The sequence below is a fragment of the Streptomyces sp. NPDC029292 genome, assembly GCF_055569295.1.
The window spans coordinates 360,113-376,329 of record NZ_JBVHXR010000006.1; the positions used below are offsets into that span (position 1 = coordinate 360,113).

Sequence of the window (16,217 nt, forward strand, 5' to 3'; positions counted from 1 at the left end):
ATGACCACCACCGCCGAGAAGAACATGGCCCTGCTGCGCGCGGCATACCAGTCGCTGGAGAGCGGTGACCTCGACGCGTGCGTAGAGCTGTTGACGGAGGACTTCATCGCCAACGTCCCCGGCCTGCCCGACCCGCTGCACGGCCGGGAGGTCTGGCGGCAGGGCGCGCAGGCCATGCTGGAGGCCTTCCCCGACCTGAAGATCGATGTCCAGGACATGTTCGGCGCGGGCGACAAGGTGACGGTGCTGGTCCACTTCCACGGCACTCACCAGGGCGCGTTCCAGCAGTTCGAGGCAACGGGCCGGCAGGTCGCCTACCGGAGCATCGAGGTCTACCGAATCGAGGGGGACCAGATCGCCGAGGAGTGGGTCGCCCCGGACATGCTCAGTCTCATGCAGCAGATCGCGCCCGCCCCCGCCGGCCACTGACCCAGGCCCGATCTACCCACTGCGCGCCAGGGAACTGGCACATGGGCCGACTGCAGCTGTTGCTCTGGCTCTTCCGCGACCTGACCTGACCGACCGCCCATAGAACCGCGAGACGCCCCTCCCCTACGGGTCAGGCGCGTCTCGCGGTTCGTAGCCCTCAGGCCCCGATCTTCCCTCGCCGGCGCCCGTCCTCGAGAGCCGCGTAGGCCCGTGCGGTCTCGGCCGGCGGCACCACACGGTCGACGCGCGGGGCCGGCTTGCCGTCGGCGACCAGCCGGGACAGCTCGTCCAGGCCTGCCCGGTCGGGCTCGACGAGGAACACACCGCCGTCCTTCAAGGGGTCGGGCGGGGCGACGATGCTCACCAGCACACCACCGGGGCGCAGTACCTGCCAGGAGCGGTCCTGGGTGTCGTCGCCGACCGTGTCGAGGACCAGGTCCACGTCCTTGACATGCTCCTCGAAGCGTTCGCCGCGGCAGTCGACGACCTGCTCGGCACCCAGCTCGCGTACGAAGTCCGCGGCCCCGGCGGCGGCCGTCGCGGTGACGGACGCGCCCAGTGCCGCCGCCGGCTGCACGGCGACCGAGCCGACTCCGCCCGCGCCGCCGTGCACCAGGACCCGGGAGCCGGGGCGCAGCCCTCCGTGACCGACCAGGCCCTGCCAGGCCGTCAGCCCGGCGAGCGGCAGGGCCGCCGCCCGGTCGTGGTCGAGCCGCGGCGGTTTGGCGGCCGGCACGACCGCGGGGACGGCGACGAACTCGGCGGCGGCCCCGTCCCTGGTGAACGGGATCAGCCCGTACACCTCGTCACCCACCGCCCAGTCGGTCACCCCCGGGCCCAGCTCGGCGACGACCCCCGACGCCGACGGTGACCTCGCGCCGCGTGCATCGTGCTCATGTCGGCCTCCGGCTCCGTATCGGTACTTCCAGACTGCGGGGCGGAGCGCCGTGGTGCCATGAGTGAGTCATCCGACTGAAGTCGTCGACACCGTCACCCGTTCGCGGTCACCGGCTCGGGGCCGCTCGTCGGTGTCATGGTGGATCGGCGTCCGTGCGCCGGTCAGCGGTACGCCCGTGCCGCCTCGCCGCGCCGCGACGATCTCCGCGGCGATGGACAGGGCGGTCTCCTCGGGCGTACGGGCGCCGAGGTCGAGGCCGATCGGTGAGTGCAGCCGGGCCAGTTCGGGTGCGGTGAGCCCGGCCGCGCGGAGCCTGCGGTCGCGGTCCTCGTGGGTGCGGCGCGAGCCCATCGCGCCGACGAAGGCGACCGGCAGCCGCAGGGCGGTCTCCAGCAGGGGTACGTCGAACTTGGCGTCGTGCGTGAGCACGCACAGGACGGTGCGCTCGTCGGTCTCGGTGCGCCGGAGGTAGCGGTGCGGCCAGTCGACGACGATCTCGTCGGCGTCGGGGAAGCGGACGCGGGTGGCGAAGACGGGGCGGGCGTCGCACACGGTCACATGGTGGCCGAGGAACTTGCCCGCCCGGACGAGCGCCGCCGCGAAGTCCACGGCGCCGAAGACGATCATCCGGGGCGGCACCACCTTCACCTCGACGAACAGAGTCACGCCGCCCGGGCAGCGCGATCCGTCCTCCGAGAGCTCGACCGTGCCGGTGCGGCCCGTGTCCAGCATCGCGCGGGCCTCTGCCACGGCGGTCCGGTTCAGCACCGCGGTCCGGTCCGGCAGCGCGGTCGGATCCGGCACCGCGGTCCGGTCCGGCAGCGCGGCGGGATCCGGCACCGCGGTCCGGCCCGGCAGCGCGTTCCGATCCGGCACCGCCGTCCGGCCCGGCACCGCCGTTCCATCCGGCGTCGGGTGCCCGCCAGGACTCCCTTCGCGCGGTCCGAGACCGCCCTCGTACGACCCGTCGGTGTGGATGAGCAGCGGTCTGCCGAGCAGTTCGGCCGGGCCCCGGGCCACCCGGGCGACCGCTGTCGCCTCCCCTCGCGCCGCGGCCGACAGCGCCGCGGCGAACACCGCCCGCTCCGGCGCGTCCGCGCGCACCGGCGTGACCAGCACCTCGATGACCCCGCCGCAGGTGAGGCCCACCGCGAAGGCGTCCTCGTCGCTGTAGCCGAAGCGCTCCAGGACGGTCTCGCCGTCCGCCAACGCCTGTTGGCAGAGCTCGTACACCGCACCCTCGACACAGCCACCGGAGACCGAGCCGATGGCCGTGCCTTGGCTGTCGACGGCGAGGGCGGCGCCGGGAGCGCGCGGGGCGCTGCCGCCGACGGCCACGACGGTGGCGACGGCGAAGTCCCGGCCCTCCTCGGCCCACCTGTTCAACTCGTCGGCTATGTCAAGCACTTCGGCTCCCGGCCGCTGGTGCGGTTCCCGCGAGCAGGACGCGGTCGGGCCGGATCGGCAGGTTCCGGTGGCGTACGCCGGTCGCGTGCCAGACCGCGTTGGCGATCGCCGCGGCGGCGCCCACGATCCCGATCTCGCCGATGCCCTTGATCCCGATGGGGTCGTCCGGGTCCGGGTCGTCCACCCAGTCCGCCTCGATGAGCGGCACGTCGGCGTGCGCGGCGACGTGATAGCCCGCGAGGTCGGCGCCGACGTGGCCACCCGAGGCCTGGTCCCTGATCGCCTCCTCGTGCAGGGCCATGGAGAGGCCCCAGGTCATTCCGCCGATGAACTGGCCGCGCGCGGTGAGGGGGTTGACGATCCGGCCGACGGCGAAGATGCCGAGCATGCGCCGCACGCGCACCTCGCCGGTGGAGACATCCACGGCGACCTCGGCGAACTGGGCCCCGAAGGTGTGCCGCTCCTTCTGTGCCAGCGCGCCGATGGCCTCGGAGGTGTCCGACCTCGCGGTGATCCCCTCGGGCGGAATGTCACCGCCCAGGGCCAGTTGCTCGCGCAGCTCGCCCGCCGCGGCCGTGATCGCCCAGGCCCAGGAGCGGGTGCCCATCGAGCCGCCCGCGAAGATCGCCTGGCCGAAGTCGCTGTCCGCGATCCGCATCCGGATGCGCTGCGGCTCCACTTCCAGCGCGTCCGCGGCGACCAGGGTCAGCGCGGTCCGCGCCCCGGTTCCGATGTCCGCCGCGGTGATCCGTACGGTGAAGGTGCCGTCCGCCTCCGCCGTCACGGCCGCCGTGGACGGGGCGGACAGTGTGGGGAAAACGGCCGCGGCCGTGCCGGTCCCGAGCAGCCAGCGCCCTTCGCGGCGGATCCCGGGACGCGGGTCGCGGTCCGCCCAGCCGAACCTGCGGGCCCCCTCCTGGAAGCAGGCGCGGACATTGCGGCTGCTGAACGGCAGCCCGGAGACGGGTCCCACGTCCGGTTCGTTGCGGCCGCGCAGCGCGATCGGGTCGATGCCGCACTTCTCGGCGAGTTCGTCGAGCGCGGACTCCAGCGCGAAGGATCCCGTGGCTTCGCCCGGCCCGCGCATCCAGCTCGGGGTCGGCACGTCGAGCCGTACGACACGGTTGACGGTGTGGTGCGCGTCGGCGTCGTACATGGGGCGCCCGAAGTCGGCGCTCCGCTCGACGAATTCATGGACGGTGGAGGTGAGGCACTCGGCCTGGTGGTCGAAGGCGCGCAGCCGCCCGTCGGCGTCGGCGCCGAGCCTGACCCGCTGAGCCGTCGGGCTTCGGTAGCCGACGAGCGAGAACATCTGACGGCGGGTCAGTACGACTCTGACCGGCCGGTGCAGGACGGTCGCGGCCATCACGGCCGTCACTTGGTGCGGGGTGACCGTCTTGGACCCGAAGCCGCCGCCGACGTGTTCGGAGCGCACCCGCACCGAGGCCGGGTCGAGGGAGAAGAGTTTCGCGAGTTCGGACGCCACCCAGAGCGTGCCCTGATTGGAGTCGACGACCTCGAGCCGGCCGCCCTCCCAGCGAGCCGTCGCCGCGTGCGGCTCCAGCGCGCTGTGGTGCTCCTCCGGTGTGCTGTACTCCGCGTCCACGACGACGGCGGACGCGGCGAGTTCGGTCTCGACATCCCCCTTCTCCGTCTCCGCCCGCCCCATGGGGGAATCCTCCGGCGTGTACGCATCGGGACGCCCAGCAGAGAACGCGATGTCGTGCGGCTCCTCGTCGTACTGGACGACCAGCGCCTCCGCGGCCTCCCTCGCCTGCTCGGACGTCTCGGCCACGACCAGGGCCACCGGCCAGCCCACGTACGGCACACGGTCGTGCTGGAAGACCCCGAGGACGGGGTTCGGCCGCCCGTGCAGGCTCAGGTACTCGGTGTCGACGCGTGGAGCGTTCCCGTGGTGCAGCACGGTGAGGACGCCGGGCATGGCGAGGACGGGGGCGTCGTCCACCGAGCGGATACGGCCGCGCGCGACGGTGGACAACACCAGCCAGCCGTGGGCGAGTTCGGCGAAGGGGATCTCACCCGAGTAGCGGGCCGCTCCGGTGACCTTGTCCCGGCCCTCCACCCGGGTGTGCGCCGCGCCTACCGCTCCGGTCACCACCGCACGTCCGGTCGTCGTGGTCATCGGGCGGCCTCCTCGGTGAGTTCGGTCAGCACGGCGACGACGAGATTGCGCATCAAGGTCACCTTGTATCCGTTCTGCGGCAGCACCTCGGCGACCGCAAGTTCGGCGTCCGCGGCGGCGGCGAACGCCTCGGCGCTCGCCGGACCCCCGGTCAGCACCCGCTCGGCCTCCCTGGCGCGCCACGGCCGGGACGCCACCGCCCCGAAGGCGAGACGCACTTCGCGTACGGCATCGTCCTGGACGTCGAGAGCGGCGGCGATCGAGCCGATCGCGAAGGCGTACGAGGCACGCTCGCGCACCTTCCGGTACCGCGAGACGGCGGCGACCGGGGCGGGCGGCAGCGTGACGCCGGTGATCAGCGCGCCCGGCGGCAGCGCGGTCTCCAGGTGCGGGGTGTCGCCCACGGGCAGATAGAAGTCGCCGAGCGGCAACTCGCCCGGCCCGTCCGGCGTTTCGTAGGACACGACGGCATCGAAGGCGGCGAGTGCGACCGCCATGTCCGAGGGGTGGGTGGCCACGCAGTGCGCGGAGGCACCGAGGATCGCGTGGTTGCGGTGCTCGCCCTCGACGGCCGGGCAACCGCTGCCGGGGGCACGCTTGTTGCAGGGCTTCGACAGGTCGGTGAAGTAGCCGCAGCGGGTGCGCTGGAGCAGGTTCCCGCCGACGGTGGCCATATTGCGCAGCTGTCCCGAGGCACCGGCCAGCACGGCCTGCGCCAACGCCGGGTAGCGGCGGCGTACTTCGGGATGCGCGGCGAGATCGCTGTTGGTGACGGTCGCGCCGATGCGCAGTCCGCCGCGTTGCGTGAACTCGATCTGGCCGAGGGGGAGTTCGCGCACGTCGATGAGCCGCGCGGGCCTCTCCACGCCGGCCTTCATCAGGTCGACCAGGTTGGTGCCGCCACCGAGGAAACGGGCGTCGGGATCGTCACCGAGCAGGGCGACCGCGCCGGAGACGTCGAAGACGCGCTCGTAGCCGAATTCCCTCATGCCGCGGCCTCCTTGGTGCCGGCCTCGGCCTCGGCCGCCTGGGCTTCCGCCGCCCGAGCCACCGCCTGGACGATAGACACATACGCGCCGCAGCGGCACAGGTTGCCGCTCATCCGCTCGCGGATCTCGTCGGCGGTGAGCGGCGGCACTCCCGCTTCGGGCCGGACATCGGCGGTCACGGCGCTCGGCCAGCCCGCCGCGTGCTCCTCGATCACCGCGAGGGCCGAACAGATCTGCCCCGGTGTGCAGTAGCCGCACTGGTAGCCGTCGAGGTCGAGGAAGGCCTGCTGCACCGGATGCAGCCGCTCACCGTCCGCCACACCCTCGATGGTGGTGATCGCGCGCCCTTCGGCGGCGACCGCGAGCTGCAGACAGGAGACGGCCCGGCGGCCGTCGAGCAGCACCGTACAGGCGCCGCATTGCCCCTGGTCACAGCCCTTTTTGGTACCGGTCAGATCGAGATGCTCACGGAGCGCGTCGAGCAGCGTGGTGCGGTGGTCGACGGGCAGCGTGTACTTCTCGCCGTTGATGTTCAGGGTGATGGCGCTGTACGTCGATGAGGGGGCTGGGGCCATGATCAGCCTTCTTTCGCGTTTGCGGTGCGCGTCGAAGTCGAAGTCAAAGAGGAGAGTCGAAGTCGAATAGGAGATTCGTGGCGGCTTGAAAATCTGCCCGGTGCGCGAGAATTCCGGTCGGCGATCGGTTCCGGCCATGCACACGGAGCGTGTCAGCCACTAAAGTGAGCTCTAAGCGGACAGCTGTCCGTTATCCATGAACCTAACGGACAGCTGTCCGCTTAGCAAGGGCGGCCCGGCCGTGATTCCGGAAGGAGCCCGGCCATCGTTCCTGAAGGAGGACGAGTGCACGCCGACAAGGAGGCACCGTTGCGCTCGGACGCGCAACGGAATCGCGAGCGCATCCTGGAAGTGGCCCTCGCCGAGCTGACGCGTTCGGCGGACGCCCCGCTGAGCGCGATCGCCAAGAAGGCGGGCGTCGGACAGGGGACGTTCTACCGCAACTTCCCCAACCGCGAGGCGCTCGTCCTGGAGGTCTACCGCTACGAGGTACAGCAGGTCGCCGACACCGCGGCCCAGCTGCTCGAGACCCGCCCGCCGGATCAGGCCCTGCGGGAGTGGATGGACCGCCTCGCGCAGTACGCCATGGCGAAGGCCGGCCTGGCCGACGCGATGCGCAAAGCCACCGCCGACGTGGCGCGCGGCACCCTGACCAAGCTGGGACACGGCCCGGTGACCTCGGCCGTCACGCTCCTGCTGAAGGCGAACGAGGAGGCCGGGACCATCCGCCCGGGGGTGACTCCCGACGATTTCGTGCTCGCCATCGCCGGGCTCTGGCAGATCGACCCGCACGAGAGCTGGCAGCCGCGCGCCGCACGCCTCCTGGACCTCGTGATGGACGGGCTGCGGGCGGGAGCGCCCGGGCCGGGTGGGGCGGGCACGTCGGCTTGATCGGGCGAGCGGGGGCCCAGCCCCGCCGGAGAAGGCTGAGCCACGCTGAGCCCCGCCCGAGAAGGCTGCCCCGCCAAACCCCGCCGAGCCCCGCTGCCCCGTCCGGCAAGGCCGAGCCGGACCGCCGAAGACGTCAGCAACGGACCAGCCGGGCGTGCGTGGCGGCGGGCGAGCCGACCAGCTCGGCGACCCGATAGCCGTCGATCCCGTCCCCCAGGTTGTCGAGCAGACGCTCACCCCTGCCCAGGAGTTTCGGGACGATGGCCAGGTGCAGCTCGTCGACCAGACCGGCGCGCAGATACTGCTGGATGGTGCCCGGTCCGCCGCCGATGCGCACGTCCTTGCCCGCCGCCGCCTCGAACGCCCGCGCGAGCACCGTCTCGATGGGCTCGTCGGTGAAGTGGAACGTGGTCCCGCCCTCCATCGTCAGCGACGGCCGCAGGTGGTGCGTGTGCACGAACACGTCGTTGTGGTACGGCGGGTTGTCGCCCCACCACCCCTTCCACGACTCGCCCGCCCACGGCCCGCGCTGGGGCCCGAACATGTGGCGCCCCATGATGGTCGCCCCGATGTTCTCCTCACTCCGCTCGACGTATTCGACGTCGACCCCCGTCTTGCCGTCGGCCCGGTCCCGCATCGCGGCGAACATCCACTCGTGCATGCCCTCGAAGCCCTCACCGAGCGGGTGCTCCAGGCGTTGGCCGGGACCGGCGGCGAAGCCGTCCAGCGAGATCGTGAGGTTGTGTACGCGCAGCTTCGGCATGGCCGTGCTCCTTGGGTTCGTCGTTTCGCACTCTCACCCATGCGTCGAACGGAATACGCCCGGATCGACAGCCCTTCCGAGAAAGCTCTCGCACTCAGTCGCCGTCAGCATGGTTCAACCCATCAGTGATCGCCCGCCCTGTCTCCGCCGCCGTGAGGTAAGGCCGGACGTCGTGCGCCTTGGCACCGTTGTGCACCAGTACGTCGGTCACTCGGTCGCCGAAGAACGGGGCCAGTTCCTTGACCAGGGCTACGACATCACCTCGATCGGCGATGTTGGTCCAGCGACTCACCGGTGCGGGCCACCTTCCGTATCCCGCCCTTGGCTGCGGCAGAAGGCGGTCGAAGACCAGGCGGGGCACGGCGAGCGGGGAGCCGAGGGTGACGAGCTTGAGGTCGGGCCAGTCCGGTCGTGCGCACAGTGCCTCGTAGGCGACGACGGTGCCGAGGGAGTGAGCGACGATCACCTCCGTGCTGTCGGTGACGGCGCGTGCCAGGCGGTCCTGGATGTGTGCGCGGAGCTCCGGCTCGGTGAAGTAGCGGCGAACCTGCCGAGCGCTGTAGATCATCAGCCGTTCACTCACTCCGGCGAAGAAGGCCGAGTGGCTCAGCGCGTTGAGCGCCCGCTGCACGGTGTCGGAGGTACGCATCCGCGCGGCGGCCTGCGGCCCGGCGACCTGGCTCTCCTCGCGGGCCGCCGACTCCCACCACTGAAGCAGCAGTTCGCGTTCGAGTCCCTCCTCCACGTCGCCGGCGTCTAGGTCGGGAATGCCGAGCCCTCGGTGCCCTGCGGGGCGGAACAGGTCGCCGTAGAACGCCATGTCCACCTGGTCGGCGCCCAGTCGGGGCCCACCGGCCAGGGCGACGCCGTCACACAGTGCGGGAAACCAATCGGCCAGCAGCGTCTCGGCTCCCTTGAACTGCTGTCCGATGCCATGAACGACCACGATGCGGGTCATAAGGCGCTCCCCGGCTCCTTCACAAGCTCGGTCAGGTGGATGCCGAGCACGACGGCGCCCATGTGCGTGGCGACGCAGACTCGATCGCCACCGACCGCGAGATCGGTGACACCGCTGCCGATGTCGAGTTCCGCCGACCAGTTGGCGGACCGCAGGTCCCACACTCGTGTGATGCCGTAGCCATCGGCCGCGATCAGCATCGGGACGCCCTGGATGTCCGCGACCCGAAGCGCCCGGACGGCCGACGGGAACGGTTCCAGCTCGACGCCCGCGTCGGTCTGGTCCGCCAGATCCCAGAAACGCAATCTCCCGTCGCCCGCACCCGACACCAGGACGTCGCGGCCGAGGCGGGCGAAGTCCACGCTGAACGCGCCCCTGCCATGGCCGCCGATCGGATCCGACAGGCTTTCGCCTGTGCGCAGGTCCCACAGCCGGACGGTTCCGTCCACCGAGGCGCTGGCAGCGAGTTCCACCTCGCCGACCCGGCCCGCCCGCAGGCCCATCACCTCAGCCGTGTGACCGGTCATCGGTGGGCACAGGGGCGACTGGGTGTGCAAGTCCCAGGCGTGCAGCGTGTGATCGCCCCCGGCGGACACCACGACGGGTTTGCCTGCCAAGGTGTGCAGACACGCCCGCCAGGCAACGCCGGAACGTCTGCCCAGCCGCCGACGGGGTTTCAGGCCCCAAGCCTCCGCTTCCGTCCAACTGCCGCGGACCACAACGGTCTCGCCGTCCACCTCGGCACTCGCCACGTCGAACACTGTTTGGACGGCCGACGCGATGTGGGCGGCGGTCTGGCGCCCGTCTCCGAGGTCGTGAACCCGTACCGTGCCGTCGACGCTGCCGGTGACGACGATCTCCCCGCCGTCCGGGACGGGTACGACGTCCGCCGAGACCAGGGCGTGGTTCACACCGCACAGCGGTTCCCCGATCGGCTGCATGGTGGTCAGGTCCCACACGCGCACCTCGCGTGAATAGGAGGTGATCGCCACGGGGTTGCCGTCCACCCGACCCAACGCCGGAGCGGGAGGGTCCTCCGCACCACCCAGCCTGGTCAGACCTTCCAGCGGTGCCCCCAGGGCCGCACCCGTGTCCAGGTCCCAGACGCGCGCCGTGTCGTCGAAGGCGACGGACGCCACCAGGGTGGTCGTGCCGGTGCGGACCAAGCTCCCCGCAGTGAGGTAGCCGGTGTGGCCCAACAAAGGGTCGCCGATGGCGGTGCGGGTCGCGATGTCGTGCACGTACAGGCCGTTGCCCTCGCGGGTCGACAGCACGACCGGGCGGTTTTCGTGGAAGGCCACGCCGACCGCCCGGGCGGTCGGCGTCAGGTCCTCGATGTCGAAGTGCGAGGCAGGTGCGTTCGGTTGGACCGTGCCGCTGCCGCCCACCCGCCACACGTACGCGTGGTCGAGCGAGGTGGCGATGGCGATCTCCAGATGCCGTGCGGTCGAGCGGACCGCCAAGTGACGGACGGCGCCGATGTGCCCGGAGAGCGGGGGCGCCACCTGCGCCCAGGAGCGAGCGGACCAGATCCGGACCGTGCCGTCCTCCCCTCCGCTGACCACGACCGGCTGGTCAGCCAGCAGACCGAGCGCCACGCACCGCACGACGTTGGTGTGTCCCGTGAGCGGTGGGCCCAAGGCCTCCCCGCGCAGCGGGTCCCAGAGCCGGACCGTGGTGTCGGATCCTCCCGTGACGGCGAGCAGACGCCCGCCCACGTCCTCAAGGGCCACAGCGAGTACCTGGCCGCGATGGCCTCCCATGGGGCGTCCGGCCTGGCTGCGCGTTCGGAGATCCCACAGCCGCGCCGAACCGTCCTCTCCTCCGGTGAGCGCCAGGGGACGGCCCCTGACGTCACGGAAGGACACCGAGTGCACCTGACCCGAGTGGCCGTCCGCCGGCTGGTCGCTCGAGAGATCCCAGATACGGGCAGTGCGGTCGTCTCCGACCGTGACCGCCAGCGACGCGTCCCCCCGGTCGGTGAGAGCGGCCGCGGCGATGTCGTTCACATGCCCGCGCAACGGGTGGCCGAGTTGTCGCAGCGTCCGCAGATCCCACAGCCTGGCTTCCCGCACACCGGCGGTCAGGGCCACGGCACGGCCGTTGAAGTCACCGATCATGGCCGAGGCGACCCCACTGCGTACCAGGTAGCGATGAGCGGTCACCTGCTCGCCGAGCTGGCGGCGTTCGGCCAGGTCCCACAGGCTGAGCATGCCGGACTGATCGCCGACCAGTGCCACCGTGCGGTCGTCCAGCCGCCCCAGACTCACCGCCGTGACCGCCTGTGCCGGACCGATCAGGGGGCTGCCGTCGATGCGGGGGTCGCCCCCGGTCAGTACGTCGCTCAGGTCCCAGACGTAGACGGCCTTGTCCTCGCCGCCGGTGACCGCGACCGGACGCCCGTCGAGCTCGCCCAGGGCCGCATCCCTGACCGTGCGCTTGTGCACGGCCAGTTCGCAGCCGAGCTGCCTCCTGGCGACCAGGTCCCAGATCCGTGCCGTGCCGTCCTGGCTGGCCGTCAGGACGACCGGACGCCCGTCGATGGCCCCGATCCGCATGGCATTGATCCGGTTGGTGTGGCCGGTCAGCGCCTGCCCGTACTCCTGTCCCGCCGAGAGGTCCCAGACCCGCACCGTGCCGTCGACGCCTCCGGTGAGGGCGACCGTGTAGTCGTCCAGGTCACCGATGGCGATCGCGCTCACGGCGATGCCGACCGGCAACGGTTCGCCGATCTGCCGCTGGGTCGTGAGATCCCAGACCCGCGCTGTCCTGTCCAGACCACCGGTGACCGCGATGGGCCGCCCGTCGAGGTCGCCGATGGCGACACAGCTGACCCCTTTGGTGTGCCCGCTGAGCAGCCGGTGAGCGCCGCTCGCCGACCACCAGGCCCAGCGCGCGGTCCACGGCAGCGCCACCCCGAGTTGACCCATACGGTCGGCCAGTTCGTTGGCCTCGCAGCGCCGCGCGGACAACTGGAGGTCGGCCGCTCGGCTGCCGAGTGACCGGTCGGGCGTCATACGGTGCGCCACCTGCTCGTACGCCGTCCGTATCCGTCTCGGGCCCTCGCCGTCGATCGAGGTGAACGCCCGCAGCAGGCCCAGCGGTTCGCTCGCCAGCAGGAAGCCCGGATCCCTGATGAGATCGACGAGTACACCCGCCGCACCGGCGTGTGTGGCCAAGTGCCGGCGGAGGTACGGAGGCGCGGCGAACCAGTCGGGCCGGCCATCGTCGGGTGCGACGGGGACGACGCCGGTCAGGGCGTCGACGACGGTCTTCTGGATCTCGGCGGCCGGGCGGCCGGTGGTGGTGCGCAGATGCTCCGCCAGGGCTTTGTGGTAGAGCCGGTAGACCGAGCGGCCGTCGTCGTCGATGACTTCGGCGACATAGGCTCCGGCGACGTCCAGCAGCCAGGAGGCGTCCTGCTCCGTGCACACCGTGCCGGAGATCGCGGAGCTCAGCGTCGTCCATACCTGGCCCCGGGGAAGGCCCTTGCCCTCGGAGAAGGCAAGCGGGAGCAGCATGCGGCGCACGCGTGGCTCGTCCGGGCCGAAACGCGCCAGATAGTCGTCGAACGCCTCACCCACCTCGCTGGGCAGCCCCTCCGCCCAGCCCGGCCGGGAGACGTCCACGACGGCGCGGTCCGATCTCAGGGTGCGTGCCGTGGTCCTGGCGTAGAGGTAGACGCCGTCCGCCCGGGTCGCAACGCCCCGGGCGACGGTTTCGGCGAGCTCAGGGGAGTGCCGGTAAGGGGTGCGGACCTCGGGCTCCTCCGTCGCGAGCAGCACCTTGGTGACATATCCGGTGACGTCTGCCTCGTCGGCGCAGTAGCCGGGGAGGTCGAGGTCCAGGCAGGTGAACGTGGGGCCCAGGGGCGTCACGAGTTCGTGCCGGGTGCCTACCAGCAGACGTACACCCGGGATTTCCGACATCGGCCGCAGCAGTTCACGCGTGATGCGGCGGGGCTCCCCATGACCGCCGGCGTCGGCCGCGGTGTCCGATCCCGCTTCGTCGACTGCGTCGACCACGATGACGACCGGCGGTCCCTGGCGGCTCCGGCGGGTGAGTTCCTGGAGCAGGGCCGCCGTGCCGTCCACTTCGGTACCGAGCGCGGTGGCGATCCGTTCGACGACCTCCTCCAGCCGCTTGTGGCGCGCGTGCACAGCGGCCGTCACGCATCCCTCGGGGACCACGGTGACCGGATCGACGCCCGACAGGTCGAACCGCGCTCGGTACAGCCCGTCCGACAGCGCGACGATTCTCCCCAGGACCGCTGATTTGCCGCACCCGGGGCTTCCGGTGACGACCCGGCCCCTGCCGTCCCCGTCCTCGGCGGTGAGCCAGGCCGCGAGTTCGGTCAGGACCTGCACCCGGCCGCTGAAATAGAGGCCCTGTTCGGACTCGAATTCCACACCGCGAGAGCGCGGGCCGAAGTGCTCGGTGAGGTCCCGGGCGGCCACCCGGCGTTGCACTTCGAGGTCGGTGCCGAGGGGCGGCAGCTCTTCACGGAAGCCGGAGTTGGGCAGGAACGGCGCGAGGCCGGTCACCAGCCCGCTGGCGAGTTCGGCACGCTGGCCGCGCCCGTCGCCGTCGAAGCACTCGTTCACCGCCTTCACGAGTTCGGTGAGGTCCAAGTACTGCTGCCGCTGTCCGGTACGGCCCGTCGTGATCTGCACGGAGGAGCGCAGCGCGATCGCGAAGGCGCCGTCCTCGGCGATGTCCTTGCGACGGGCGGAGGCCAGGAACCACAGTCCGCCGGCGCTTCCGGAGCCGCCGTGCCGATAGGCGATGGACTGCAGCGCGACCCCGGCCGCATCCGCGCTGCCCGCACCGGCAGCGCAGGTGTCCAGGATGAGAAGGAGGTGGCGCAGGTCTCCTCGGCAGAGGATCCGCACCAGGTCCTCGGTGGCCAGGGCGGTGGTGGCCGGATCCTCCGCCTGGGAGTCCCAGCACATCAGATAGTGCCGGTCCCGGTCCTGTACGAGTCCGTGTCCCGCGAAGTAGACGACCACGACGTCATCGGGAGACAGACACGTGTCCGCCGACCAGTGGCGTAACTTCTGCCGTATCTGCTCGGCTCCGTCGTACTCACCCAGTCCGGGCAGCACCGCCCGGTATCCGAAGCTCTCGAAGAGAGCCGTCATCAACCCGACATCCGCGGGGACTTGGTGGAGCTGTTCGTCTGCTGCGAGGTGGCAGTAACGACCGCTGCCCAACGCTATGAAGAATCGCCGCTCCACTCGCAGCCCCACTGTCGCCTCTGACTGGCTTACGGAAGAACTGTAACGAGATGATCGCCGTCTGTGCCGGTCAAACGATGAACGCTGGTGGACCCGTCCCCTTCATGTCCGGGACGCCTCGCGGCCGCCGCCCGGACTACGCGCCCCGGCGGACCCGTGCGGCCTTGCGTGCCTCGGCTGTCTGGCGGGCCTCGGCGGAGCGACGGGACTCACCGCCGGCGCGGCCGGACCGTCCCGGGCGGGTGCCCATGCCGCGGAACGGGGCGCCGCCGCGCTGAGGGCGCTCCGTGGCCGGCGCACTGCCGTTGATGGGAACGCCGGACGGGGCTTGCGCGCCGGTGATGCGGCTGAGTTCGGCCTCGCCGGAGCGGACCTGGATGGTCCGCGCGCTGACGCCGGCGTCCGCCATGAGGCGCGCCATGTCCCGACGCTGGTTGGGCAGGACCAAGGTGACGACGCTGCCGGACTCGCCGGCACGCGCGGTGCGGCCGCCGCGGTGCAGATAGTCCTTGTGGTCGCTGGGCGGATCGACGTTCACCACCAGGTCGAGGTTGTCGATGTGAATGCCGCGGGCCGCGACATTGGTGGCCACCAGCACCGTGACATGGCCCTCCTTGAACTGGGCCAGGGTGCGGGTGCGCTGGGGCTGGGACTTGCCACCGTGCAGCGAAGCGGCGCGCACACCGCTGCCCAGGAGGTGTCTGGTGAACTGGTCCACGGCGTGCTTGGTGTCCAGGAACATGATCACCCTGCCGTCGCGGGCGGCGATCTCGGTGGCGGTGGCGTACTTGTCGGCACCATGGACGTGCAGCACGTGGTGCTCCATGGTCGTGACAGCGCCGGCCGAGGGGTCGACCGAGTGGACCACCGGGTCGTGGAGATAGCGACGGACCAGAAGGTCGACGTTGCGGTCCAGCGTGGCCGAGAACAGCATCCGCTGCCCGTCGGGGCGTACTTGGTCCAGCAGTTCGGTCACCTGGGGCATGAAGCCCATGTCGGCCATCTGGTCGGCCTCGTCCAGGACAGTGATGTTCACCCGGTCGAGGCGGCAGTCCCTGCGTTCGACCAGGTCCTTGAGGCGGCCCGGAGTCGCGACGACGACCTCGGCACCCGCGCGCAGCGCACCGGCCTGCCTGCCGATCGACATGCCGCCGACCACGGTGGCCACGCGCAGCTTCAGCGACCGGGCATACGGGGTGAGCGCGTCGTTGACCTGCTGAGCCAGTTCCCGGGTAGGCACCAGGACCAGGGCCAGCGGCTGCCGCGGCTCGGCGCGCTTGCCCGCGGTACGGGCCAGCAGCGCCAGGCCGAACGCGAGGGTCTTGCCCGATCCGGTGCGTCCGCGGCCCAGGACGTCCCGGCCCGCGAGGGAGTTCGGCAGTGTGGCCGCCTGGATCGGAAACGGCTCGTTCACGCCGAGGCCGCCGAGCGTCTTCAACAGCTCCTGCGGCATGTCCAGTTCGGCGAAGGCCGCAACCGGGGGGAGGGCGGGCGTGACGGTCGCCGGCAGCGCGAACTCCCCTTGCGGTGCGGAGGGGCGCCGCCCCCGGCCGCCGGGACCGCCCTTGCGGGCGTTGGAGTAACGGTCATTCGTACGTGCTGAGCGGTTCATGGAGAACCTTCCTCGATATGGCACGTATCGAGGAATTCTCGGCAGGAATGAGCCGATTGAATTGCAAGAACGAGCCCTGATAAATAACTGAATTGCAAACGGTCGCACCGGTGCGGAAAATAGTGACGTCTGGCGTCGGAATTCCGGTGCGGAAACAGCAGCGAGCTGGGGCCCGCACCCCAAGGTGCGGGCCCCAGCTGTGTCGTGCGCCTCGACGTCAGGCGGGAACGATGTTCTCCGCCTGCGGGCCCTTCTGGCCCTGCGTGACGTCGAAGGTCACCTTCTGGCCTTCCTGAAGCTCACGGAAGCCAGAGG

The 16,217-nt window shown here is 71.1% G+C and carries 12 protein-coding genes; 2 read left to right on the forward strand and 10 right to left on the reverse strand.

All coding sequences use genetic code 11. The features are described 5' to 3' along the window. Window positions 1-429 (forward strand): ester cyclase, encoded by a 429-nt coding sequence (locus ACZ4WS_RS16890; RefSeq protein WP_467981064.1) that lies wholly within the window; start codon window positions 1-3, stop codon window positions 427-429. Between the two features lie 157 nt (window positions 430-586). Here the strand turns inward: ACZ4WS_RS16890 and ACZ4WS_RS16895 are convergent, their stop codons facing one another. The 5 genes from ACZ4WS_RS16895 to ACZ4WS_RS16915 form a co-directional block, all read right to left on the reverse strand. Beyond that, entirely contained in the window at window positions 587-1,243 is a 657-nt protein-coding gene (locus tag ACZ4WS_RS16895) for a zinc-binding dehydrogenase (protein WP_467981066.1), read from the reverse strand. A gap of 150 nt (window positions 1,244-1,393) precedes the next feature. After that, window positions 1,394-2,734, reverse strand: a complete 1,341-nt coding sequence (locus ACZ4WS_RS16900; protein ID WP_467981068.1) for an XdhC family protein — start codon at window positions 2,732-2,734, stop codon at window positions 1,394-1,396. After that, entirely contained in the window at window positions 2,727-4,877 is a 2,151-nt protein-coding gene (locus tag ACZ4WS_RS16905; protein WP_467981070.1) for a xanthine dehydrogenase family protein molybdopterin-binding subunit, read from the reverse strand. The genes ACZ4WS_RS16900 and ACZ4WS_RS16905 overlap by 8 nt, the downstream gene beginning before the upstream one ends. Beyond that, window positions 4,874-5,866, reverse strand: coding sequence for an FAD binding domain-containing protein (locus ACZ4WS_RS16910; protein WP_467981071.1), 993 nt, complete (start codon window positions 5,864-5,866; stop codon window positions 4,874-4,876). The genes ACZ4WS_RS16905 and ACZ4WS_RS16910 overlap by 4 nt, the downstream gene beginning before the upstream one ends. Further along, window positions 5,863-6,441, reverse strand: a complete 579-nt coding sequence (locus ACZ4WS_RS16915; RefSeq protein WP_467981072.1) for a 2Fe-2S iron-sulfur cluster-binding protein — start codon at window positions 6,439-6,441, stop codon at window positions 5,863-5,865. The genes ACZ4WS_RS16910 and ACZ4WS_RS16915 overlap by 4 nt, the downstream gene beginning before the upstream one ends. A 285-nt stretch (window positions 6,442-6,726) precedes the next feature. Between ACZ4WS_RS16915 and ACZ4WS_RS16920 the strand changes: the two genes are divergently transcribed. Continuing rightward, on the forward strand, window positions 6,727-7,332 hold the full coding sequence (locus ACZ4WS_RS16920; protein WP_467981074.1) for a TetR/AcrR family transcriptional regulator: 606 nt from the start codon (window positions 6,727-6,729) through the stop codon (window positions 7,330-7,332). Between the two features lie 133 nt (window positions 7,333-7,465). Here ACZ4WS_RS16920 and ACZ4WS_RS16925 read toward each other — a convergent pair whose 3' ends face one another. The 5 genes from ACZ4WS_RS16925 to ACZ4WS_RS16945 form a co-directional block, all read right to left on the reverse strand. Continuing rightward, window positions 7,466-8,095, reverse strand: coding sequence for a dihydrofolate reductase family protein (locus ACZ4WS_RS16925; protein ID WP_467981076.1), 630 nt, complete (start codon window positions 8,093-8,095; stop codon window positions 7,466-7,468). A 94-nt stretch (window positions 8,096-8,189) separates the two neighbouring features. After that, entirely contained in the window at window positions 8,190-9,053 is an 864-nt protein-coding gene (locus ACZ4WS_RS16930) for a hypothetical protein (protein WP_467981078.1), read from the reverse strand. Further along, a complete protein-coding gene (locus ACZ4WS_RS16935; protein WP_467981080.1) occupies window positions 9,050-14,302 on the reverse strand; it encodes a caspase family protein in 5,253 nt (1,750 codons plus the stop codon). The genes ACZ4WS_RS16930 and ACZ4WS_RS16935 overlap by 4 nt, the downstream gene beginning before the upstream one ends. Window positions 14,303-14,426: 124 nt before the next feature. After that, window positions 14,427-15,902, reverse strand: a complete 1,476-nt coding sequence (locus ACZ4WS_RS16940) for a DEAD/DEAH box helicase (RefSeq protein ID WP_467981082.1) — start codon at window positions 15,900-15,902, stop codon at window positions 14,427-14,429. A gap of 217 nt (window positions 15,903-16,119) precedes the next feature. After that, window positions 16,120-16,217 (reverse strand): cold-shock protein (locus ACZ4WS_RS16945; protein WP_467981117.1); only part of this gene is annotated, 98 nt, incomplete at its 5' end.

What these genes read in the sequence shown, in the direction of transcription:
- ACZ4WS_RS16890 (WP_467981064.1), top strand. Translation starts at nt 1, where the DNA reads ATGACCACCACCGCCGAGAAGAACATGGCCCTGCTGCGCGCGGCATAC.
- ACZ4WS_RS16905 (WP_467981070.1), bottom strand. Translation starts at nt 4,877, where the DNA reads ATGACCACGACGACCGGACGTGCGGTGGTGACCGGAGCGGTAGGCGCG.
- ACZ4WS_RS16910 (WP_467981071.1), bottom strand. Translation starts at nt 5,866, where the DNA reads ATGAGGGAATTCGGCTACGAGCGCGTCTTCGACGTCTCCGGCGCGGTC.
- ACZ4WS_RS16915 (WP_467981072.1), bottom strand. Translation starts at nt 6,441, where the DNA reads ATGGCCCCAGCCCCCTCATCGACGTACAGCGCCATCACCCTGAACATC.
- ACZ4WS_RS16925 (WP_467981076.1), bottom strand. Translation starts at nt 8,095, where the DNA reads ATGCCGAAGCTGCGCGTACACAACCTCACGATCTCGCTGGACGGCTTC.
- ACZ4WS_RS16930 (WP_467981078.1), bottom strand. Translation starts at nt 9,053, where the DNA reads ATGACCCGCATCGTGGTCGTTCATGGCATCGGACAGCAGTTCAAGGGA.
- ACZ4WS_RS16940 (WP_467981082.1), bottom strand. Translation starts at nt 15,902, where the DNA reads ATGAACCGCTCAGCACGTACGAATGACCGTTACTCCAACGCCCGCAAG.